The following is an 8,296-nucleotide window of genomic DNA, read 5'->3' on the forward strand; positions in this document are numbered from 1 at the left end:
GAAAAAACAACTGATCACCGACCAGTGACAACGGACAACGGACAACTGACAACCAAAAAATTTATTATGGGTATAAAAAACCGCTACTTCTGGATTGCTGCTTCTACGGCATTCTTATTAGATCAACTAACAAAATACTGGGTAGTACAAACCTTTAAATTAGGACAAACACTGCCATTACTACGGAATATATTTCATTTCACTTATGTTACCAACACAGGAGCAGCTTTTAGTTTGTTAAGTGGCAAAGTAGAGTGGTTACGCTGGCTATCTTTAGGTGTAAGTTTAATATTGATCACCATTGCGCTATTTGGACCATTGTTAAGTTGGTGGGATCAACTGGGTTATGGTTTGATTTTAGGAGGAGCAATAGGCAATGGTATTGATAGATTTAGATTGGGGTACGTCGTTGACTTCCTCGATTTTCGGTTAATTGATTTTGCCGTATTTAATATGGCCGATTCTTTTATTAGTGTAGGAATTGTCTGTCTGTTAATTGCCTCATGGCAAAAAACACCAAGCCATTAAAATTGTTTATGTGTTTATGAGTTCACCCCAATCTCCTCAAAAGCCAAAAACTCTACTTGGTCAACTGACTCAAGCAGTAAATACCATTCAAGCTAGAGTTGATTTTTCCAAATTGGCGCTCAAACCCAATGCCAAAGTACCAAAACTATTAGTTCATGATGCCGGAGTCAATCAAACCTTAGAATATCCATTATTAGGCGATCGCTATATTCTGGGACGTAGTTCTAAATCCTGTGATATCGTCGTCCGTAACCCAGTTGTCAGCCAAATTCATCTCTCACTGTCGCGGGATTCTACCCAAAACACCCCCATTTTCACCATCAAGGATGAAAACTCCACCAATGGCATATATCTTGGCAAAAGACGGATAAATGCCCTGGAAATGCGTCATGGTGATGTGATTACCTTGGGTCCCCCCGCATTAGCCGCTTCTGTACGTCTGGAATACAGTGATCCACCATCCCATTATGTCCAAGCCGCTACTTGGACGGCTTATGGTGTTCTTGGTATTACCGCCCTGACAGCCTTAGCTATAGGTGTGGAATGGCTAAAATTTTCCGTTAGACCTTTACCTACAGCCACACGGGCCCCTGTGGTTGTCTATGCTCGTGATGGTTCAACCCCACTCCGTGAACCCCGGAATATCGCTCACGTAGATTTAAAAAACTTATCCGACTTTGGACCCTATTTACCTGCTGCTGTTGTCGCTTCCGAGGATAGTCGTTATTATTGGCACTTTGGTGTAGATCCTTTGGGTGTGTTGCGAGCCGTATTTATTAACAGTCGTAGCGGTGATTTTCAACAAGGAGCGAGTACAGTTACCCAACAAGTAGCTCGCAGTTTATTCCGTGAATATGTCGGTAGTCAAGATTCTTTAGAACGCAAATTAAAAGAAGTTGTTGTCTCCCTCAAATTAGAAACGTTTTACAGCAAAGATGATATTTTACTAACTTACTTAAACCGGGTATTTTTAGGTGCAGATACTTCGGGTTTTGAGGATGCTGCTAAATATTATTTCAGTAAATCAGCCAAAGAATTAACTCTAGCAGAAGCAGCGACTTTAGTAGGAATTTTACCCGCTCCCAATGCTTTTGATTTTTGTGGAACAGGTCCGCGCAAACTCGGAGCCGCTGATTATCGAAATCGAGTCGTGAAACGAATGCTGGAAATGGGTAAAATTACCCAAGCAGAAGCTAACCGGGCCCGCCGTTCGACGGTGCAAATCAATCCTAAAGTCTGCGAAACACAAGCTAAAACCATTGCACCCTATTTTTATGATTATGTCTTTCAAGAACTGATATCAAAACTCGGTCCGGCCGCTGCTAGAGAAGGTAACTATATCATTGAAACCCAATTAGACCCAGGTATTCAAGCTCAGGCCGAAAGTGAGTTAAAAAAGTCCATTTCTCAAGCCGGCTCAAATTTTGGTTTTTCTCAAGGGGGGTTGGTAACTCTGAACTCGAAAACTGGGAGTATTGTGGCCATGGTGGGAGGCACTGATTACAGAAAAAGCCAGTTTAATCGCGCTGTACAAGCCCAACGACAACCCGGTTCTACTTTTAAAATTTTTGCCTACGCTGCGGCCTTAGAAAAAGGTATTTCTCCTTATACAAGTTATTCCTGTAATCCCCTACGTTGGCAAGGCTTTACTTATAAACCCTGTCGGGCTGGCGCTGGTGGTAGTTTAGACATAGCTACTGGTTTGGCACTTTCAGAAAATCCTATAGCCTTACGGGTAGCAAAGGAAATTGGTCTGAATAAAGTGGTGGGCATGGCCCAGCGTTTGGGTGTGAGGTCTAATCTGGAAGAAGTACCCGGTTTGGTATTAGGTCAAAGTGTAGTTAATGTTTTAGAAATGACTGGTGCTTTTGGGGCAATTGGTAATCGTGGGGTCTGGAATCCTCCCCATGCTATCAGTAGAATTTTGGACAGTAGTGACTGTCAGGATCTCAAAAATAGAGAAACCTGTCGTGTTATTTACTCCTTTGATCAAAATCCCGATGCTGATAAAAAAGTCCTAAAAACCTCAGTTGCTAAACAAATGACTAATTTGATGCAGGGGGTAATTACTCATGGTACGGGTCGTAGCGCTGCTATTGGCTTAGGGGAAGCGGGTAAAACTGGAACAACAAATGATAATGTTGATCTCTGGTTTATTGGCTTTATTCCCAGTCGTCAACTTGTTACCGGTATTTGGCTAGGAAATGATAATAATTCTCCCACCTATGGCAGCAGCGCCCAAGCGGCACAACTTTGGGGTAATTATATGGGTAAAATTACTAAGTAGAGTTTAGGTAACAGGAGGATGATTAACCCCACAGACAACCCAGCACCGAAAAACCTAAAACCATTTATTAAAAAAGGGGTTCGCGGATTTTTACCACAAAAAAGTGCCAGGTTTTGGCTAATGGTGTCTCAAAATGAATTGCATTTTTCTTGGTCGGATTTGGAAAATTGAGGATATCCAGACAGTTAAAACTGTCACCTGTCACCTGTCACCTGTCCTCACAGACAACTTATTCAGCAAGCCCTACTTATCTGTATCCTGAGAAAGGAGTTACTTCTAATTCACCTTTAGGTGTAAATACTACTCTAAAATGAGCTAGAGGTTCTTTGTAGTTCGGTGCGGCCACATTCGAGCCATAAAGCGATTGAAATAGCTGGGGAAGAGGTGTTTCTCGAAAATGGTCAAAAGCAACTTGATTAAGTGGTTCATAGTCGGCTATAACACCTTCTTTATTCACTGCTACTCGATATTTCAAGTCGCTGGTAAAGGTGGGACGATTACTCCAATTTTGACGAATTGTACTATACAGCTTTTGATTTAGATCTTTGACTTGATTGGTTTGAGTAATTTTCTCACCGACTACTTCTGGTGTTTTAGCGTATCCTCCCCAAGGACTAATTTGTAAAACACCTGTTTGAGTAAAAACGACTTTGAATTGAGCAATGGATTCATTAACTTTTGCATTGGCGGGATTATACAGCAGTTTAGGTAGTGGTGTTTTTTCTATTGCGTCACTGGCAGCCCGATTGATGGATTTGTAACCGATAATACTACCGTCAGCGGCCACACTTAAACGATAAACTAGATCCTCTGATAATTGTGAGCGATTTGTCCAAGCTGGATTAATTTGATTATAAACTTGGCGATTTAATGCCCGTAACTGGGATGAATCTGTGATCTCTGGTACACTCTTTAAAAGTGCTTCTAAATCTTTGGTTGCAATGGGTTCAGCCGTTTCTGTGGCTGTGGGAGTTGCTGCTTCTTTTGGTAAAGGAGGATTCAGGGGAGTAGAGGTTGCTACCGAAGGTGCGGTTGTGGGTATTGTAGCGCTAGATTGTTCCTCTGGTTTGACTTCCGGTGGACGGACTTGAGGAATAGGAATCAAGAAACAGGCCAATGCGGCCAAGGCTAGACTAGATACACCTACTGTCGCTGGAATTGCTTGTTTGCGGAAAATTTGACTTGAACCACCACCTTGGGCAACTGGGTGTAATTCTAAGCATAATTCTGGTAAAGTTTGGCTATCAGCGAAAAACTGATCTACAGCTTCAACTAAATCAAATAATTGGACTGTGTTCAGGATAATTTCAATGGGTTTTCCTTCGTTGGAGTTCTCTTCCAGATTGTCTTGTGTGATTTCCGAATGCACAATTAATCTGTGACTGTTACCGTCTATTTTTTTTAATTCTACTAACTCTGATTGGTGACTTTGAGTGTTAAATTTTTGACCCTGTTTTTCCGGTGCTTGACTTAAAACTTCTTGGGCTAAAACCTCTTGGACATAATTACTGACGGCTGTAACTAAACTTTCAAAAAATTCCCTGCCCCCAACTATGGGTTGAGTGTGACTAGATAAATAGCATTCTGCGTTTACCAGTATAGACAATTCTGGACGTAGATCTTGAAAGTTAGGGGCAATCCCCCCTTGGTTGCCCGCCGTCCGTGTCATGTCGCTTAACCCTTCTAGGAGCAGGGTACAATTAGGTAAACTATATTTACGTTGGATATTCATTTTTTTACTTACTCCACCTCACCATCAAAAAGAGAAATCCAGTACCGCTGCATTCCCGCAGTACCCGTACAAAATAGTAATTTTCCTAGTAGGTTTATAGCTAGTTCATCTAATTTATCATCAGAATTTAATGCTATTACACCAGAACGACGGTAATTCATCCGACTTTTAAAATGCGCTCTAAATCTTTCTAGGTAATTAGCTAATCTTAAATTTTGTTCTAGGGGAATCTGCTTTTGGGCTAATTGTTGGTATATAGTTAACAGTTGACGGATGGTAACTGTTAAGCGCCTAGCAATGTAGCAAGCAATCACCACTAAGGCTTTAGCCTCTAAAATATCTAAAGGACGACGACTATGCGCCCTTCGCATGGGGTTAGAAGCTCTCATCCGCCATAAGTTTACCCGATTTTTGATAATTCCTTTCAGGTCTAATTCTTCGGCTAAAGACAAAATCGCCTCCGAACCGCCCAGTTCTAAGGCTTCAATGGCTAGTAATATTAGATCTATTTCTATTCTAGTTTTCCGTGGACATACCTGTCCATGGATTGCTGGATCTGGTAAAGTATCCAAAACCTCATGTGTTCCCTGGGCATTTTGGGGGTTGTTTATGTTTATAGGTTGAAGATGAGCGGCGACATTCATTTTATACAATACCTTATGGGTTTCCAATCAAGTTATTGACTTTTTCACTACTGCCCATGGCTGGAGGGCAATATGACAGTTCAATTATATACATTGCGACAACAGTAGCTCTTAACTTTTAACTTCACGGCTTTACTAGTATCCAGGGTATGACATTATAGAGTAAGATATTTGTTGATATTCAGGAAAATTTTTTCCTCACAACAGTATTTCTCAAATATTATGGACTTAAAATCGCTAATTCGTGATATCCCAGATTTTCCTAAGCCGGGAATTTTATTTCGAGATGTCACTACTCTATTAAGCGATCCAAAAGGATTGCGTTATACTATTGACTTTTTAGCACAAAAATGCTCAGAAATTGAAATTCAGGTAGACTACATTATCGGCATGGAGTCGCGGGGATTCATTTTCGGTGCGCCCGTGGCCTATAAATTAGGTGCTGGTTTTATTCCCGTTCGCAAAAAAGGCAAGTTACCGGCAGCAGTTCACGCTATTGAATATCAATTAGAGTATGGTACAGATACCCTGGAAGTACATCAGGATGCTTTACAGCCCGGTAGCAAGGTTTTAATTGTAGATGATTTGATTGCTACTGGTGGAACTGCAAGTGCAACGGCAAAATTAGTACAAAAAATTGACTGCGAACTTGTCGGTTTTGGGTTTATTATCGAACTACGGGATTTACAAGGTCGGAAAAATTTGCCCGATGTCCCCATTATCTCACTAGTTGAATATTAACAAAAAATAATTGACAATGGCAATCTGAGATGACCAGTACAAAAATTTCCCTGGAAACGAGTCGAAACTGGCTAATCAAGCTGGTTACTAGTGAAACCTTTATTTATATAATCAAACGGCTTTTACAGGCACTATTAACGATTTTTTTAGCGTCCGCTTTGTCGTTTTTTATTATGAAGTTATCTCCTGGTAATTATGTAGATAGTCTGCGGCAAAATCCCAAAATTTCACCAGAAAGGATTGAGGAAATTATCAAACAATTTGGTTTAGATAAATCCTGGCCGGAACAGTTTGGATTTTGGTTAAAGCAAATTGTGACTAAAGGCGATTTTGGCACAAGTTTTGTTTATCAACGTTCTGTATCATCGCTGTTATGGGAACGAGTACCAGCAACTTTATTTTTAGCGATCGCTTCCCTCATTATAACCTGGTCCGTGGCTATTCCTTTGGGTATTCTCGCTGCGGTGAAAAAAAATCGTCTTACTGACCAGGTTTTACAGGTAGTCAGTTATGCTGGTCAAGGTATTCCTAGTTTTATCACTGTCTTATTTTTGCTCTTTTTTGCTCAACTGACTACCCCGCTTTTCCCCGTGGGTAATATGACTAGTATTGATCATGCAGAACTAACATGGTTAGGTAAAATTTTGGATATTGCTTGGCATTCGATTTTACCATTAATTGCTTTGAGTGTTACCAGTTTTGCAGGTTTACAACGCATTATGCGTGGTCAATTATTGGATGTGTTACGTCAAGACTATATTCAAACTGCTCGCGCTAAAGGACTTCCAGAAAATCGCGTTATTTATGTCCATGCTTTGCGAAATGCTATTAACCCATTAATTACGTTATTGGGCTTTGAATTAGCAGGTTTGTTAAGTGGTGCATTTATCACAGAAAATTTCTTTAACTGGCCAGGTTTAGGAAAATTAACCCTACAAGCAGTTTTAGTCAAAGATCAATATTTAGTCATGGCCAGTTTGGTCATGAGTGCAGTATTATTAATTCTTGGTAATTTAATCGCTGACTTAATTTTAAAAGCCGCAGATCCGAGAATTAAATTAGAAGATTTGAATTAGAACCGGACTTACACAAAATATCTCCTAAACTCTCTTTCCTGCATGAAACTAATACTCAAACCCTAGTGGAACTTAAACATTTAATGACCACCATAAACAACAGCTAATGTAAGTCTTAACAAATTTATTGGGTAAACTTAGAAAATTTAGTTTATGCCAAAATTCCTACCAAAATTCTCATTAGATATTCCAAATCATCAGGAATGCGATATAAGGAAATGTCCTGAAAAATTTGCTGATTGGTTTTTTCTAATATTCCAAAACGCCAAGCATCACCAATGGTAACACATCCATAAAAAACATCTCCTTCTTCTACTTGAGAAATAGCAATTAATTCTACAGCAAGTTGTGTAAAACCTCGTGTTAAATCATCATTTTTAGCTTCAACTACCAATAAACTAGGATTATGTTTGAGAAAATAATCTAAATTACCCTTTAACCAGTTATTTACAGACAATGGGTATTCAATTCTCACTTGACATTGACAATAGCGAGCAACTTCTAATAATGTTGGTGCTACTAGGGTTTCTCGTCTTGCTGCTTCACTACTCAAACTTACTAAAGGTAAAGATTCTTCAATTCGTTGTTTTAATTCTTCTAGTCTTTGTAAATGGCGATCGCTTCGTGGTAAAGTAAGATGTTTTCTTATTAAAGAATAGCCCAATTCTGCTAATATTTCATCAGGTTCATAGGGCATTTCAAAGTAAGATCGAAATGTGTAGGATTGACTTTCTGATAATATTTTTCTACGAGTCATAAATTTATCTGAATCAGAATTTACAGGTAAAGAAGTAAAAAGAGCAATTAAAGCCTATTAGAATTTAGATTTTTACATGGCGTGAAAACGTGCATTCATAATCAATCATTTGTCTGAATCAGGATATCCAGGATTTTAGGGTTTACAGGATGTTAATTTTCAATCATCTCACATTCAACTTTGTCTACCGTAGCGATCGCTTCTGTATCAATTTTCATAAACCAGCATCTTTTTTACACAGCATCATTATAAATCAACTGAGTAAGCATTATACTAAACCTAACCCATCTAAACCAGTATTTGTTAAATATATTTACATTAATCAGGATGATTTTAATAACATATTTTTCATACCTACTCAAGTCACAACTTTTCTTAAATCCTGTAAATCCTCAAATCCTGGACATCCTGATATGGCTACGCCACGCTTCGCTATCAGACAATTATTTATTTTAATTTGTAATTAACCAGGACTTACGCAAAAAGAACCGAATTTGGGGTAATTCATGAATTACCCCTACCCAAGAATAA

7 protein-coding genes are annotated in these 8,296 nt (G+C 39.2%); 4 read left to right on the forward strand and 3 right to left on the reverse strand.

Annotated elements, in window-relative coordinates; all coding sequences use genetic code 11:
- Nucleotides 1–66 precede the first annotated feature (66 nt).
- Together lspA and ACIR131C_RS0116175 are read left to right on the forward strand one after the other, a co-directional pair.
- Entirely contained in the window at nucleotides 67–528 is a 462-nt protein-coding gene (lspA, locus tag ACIR131C_RS0116170; RefSeq protein WP_028091043.1) for a signal peptidase II, read from the forward strand.
- A 16-nt stretch (nucleotides 529–544) separates the two neighbouring features.
- On the forward strand, nucleotides 545–2,815 hold the full coding sequence (locus ACIR131C_RS0116175) for a transglycosylase domain-containing protein (protein WP_028091044.1): 2,271 nt from the start codon (nucleotides 545–547) through the stop codon (nucleotides 2,813–2,815).
- Nucleotides 2,816–3,062: 247 nt separating this feature from the next.
- On the opposite strand, the gene ACIR131C_RS0116185 is transcribed toward ACIR131C_RS0116175, so the two are convergent.
- On the reverse strand, nucleotides 3,063–4,547 hold the full coding sequence (locus ACIR131C_RS0116185) for a DUF4335 domain-containing protein (RefSeq protein ID WP_028091045.1): 1,485 nt from the start codon (nucleotides 4,545–4,547) through the stop codon (nucleotides 3,063–3,065).
- A gap of 8 nt (nucleotides 4,548–4,555) precedes the next feature.
- Entirely contained in the window at nucleotides 4,556–5,191 is a 636-nt protein-coding gene (locus ACIR131C_RS0116190) for a DUF3038 domain-containing protein (protein ID WP_028091046.1), read from the reverse strand.
- Between the two features lie 222 nt (nucleotides 5,192–5,413).
- On the opposite strand from ACIR131C_RS0116190, the gene ACIR131C_RS0116195 reads away from it, so the two are divergent.
- A complete protein-coding gene (locus ACIR131C_RS0116195; protein WP_028091047.1) occupies nucleotides 5,414–5,932 on the forward strand; it encodes an adenine phosphoribosyltransferase in 519 nt (172 codons plus the stop codon).
- Nucleotides 5,933–5,961: 29 nt separating this feature from the next.
- Entirely contained in the window at nucleotides 5,962–7,008 is a 1,047-nt protein-coding gene (locus ACIR131C_RS0116200; RefSeq protein ID WP_028091048.1) for an ABC transporter permease, read from the forward strand.
- Nucleotides 7,009–7,159: 151 nt separating this feature from the next.
- On the opposite strand, the gene ACIR131C_RS0116205 is transcribed toward ACIR131C_RS0116200, so the two are convergent.
- On the reverse strand, nucleotides 7,160–7,765 hold the full coding sequence (locus tag ACIR131C_RS0116205; protein ID WP_028091049.1) for a hypothetical protein: 606 nt from the start codon (nucleotides 7,763–7,765) through the stop codon (nucleotides 7,160–7,162).
- Between the last annotated feature and the right edge of the window lie 531 nt (nucleotides 7,766–8,296).

Source organism: Dolichospermum circinale AWQC131C, assembly GCF_000426905.1.
GTDB lineage: Bacteria > Cyanobacteriota > Cyanobacteriia > Cyanobacteriales > Nostocaceae > Dolichospermum > Dolichospermum circinale.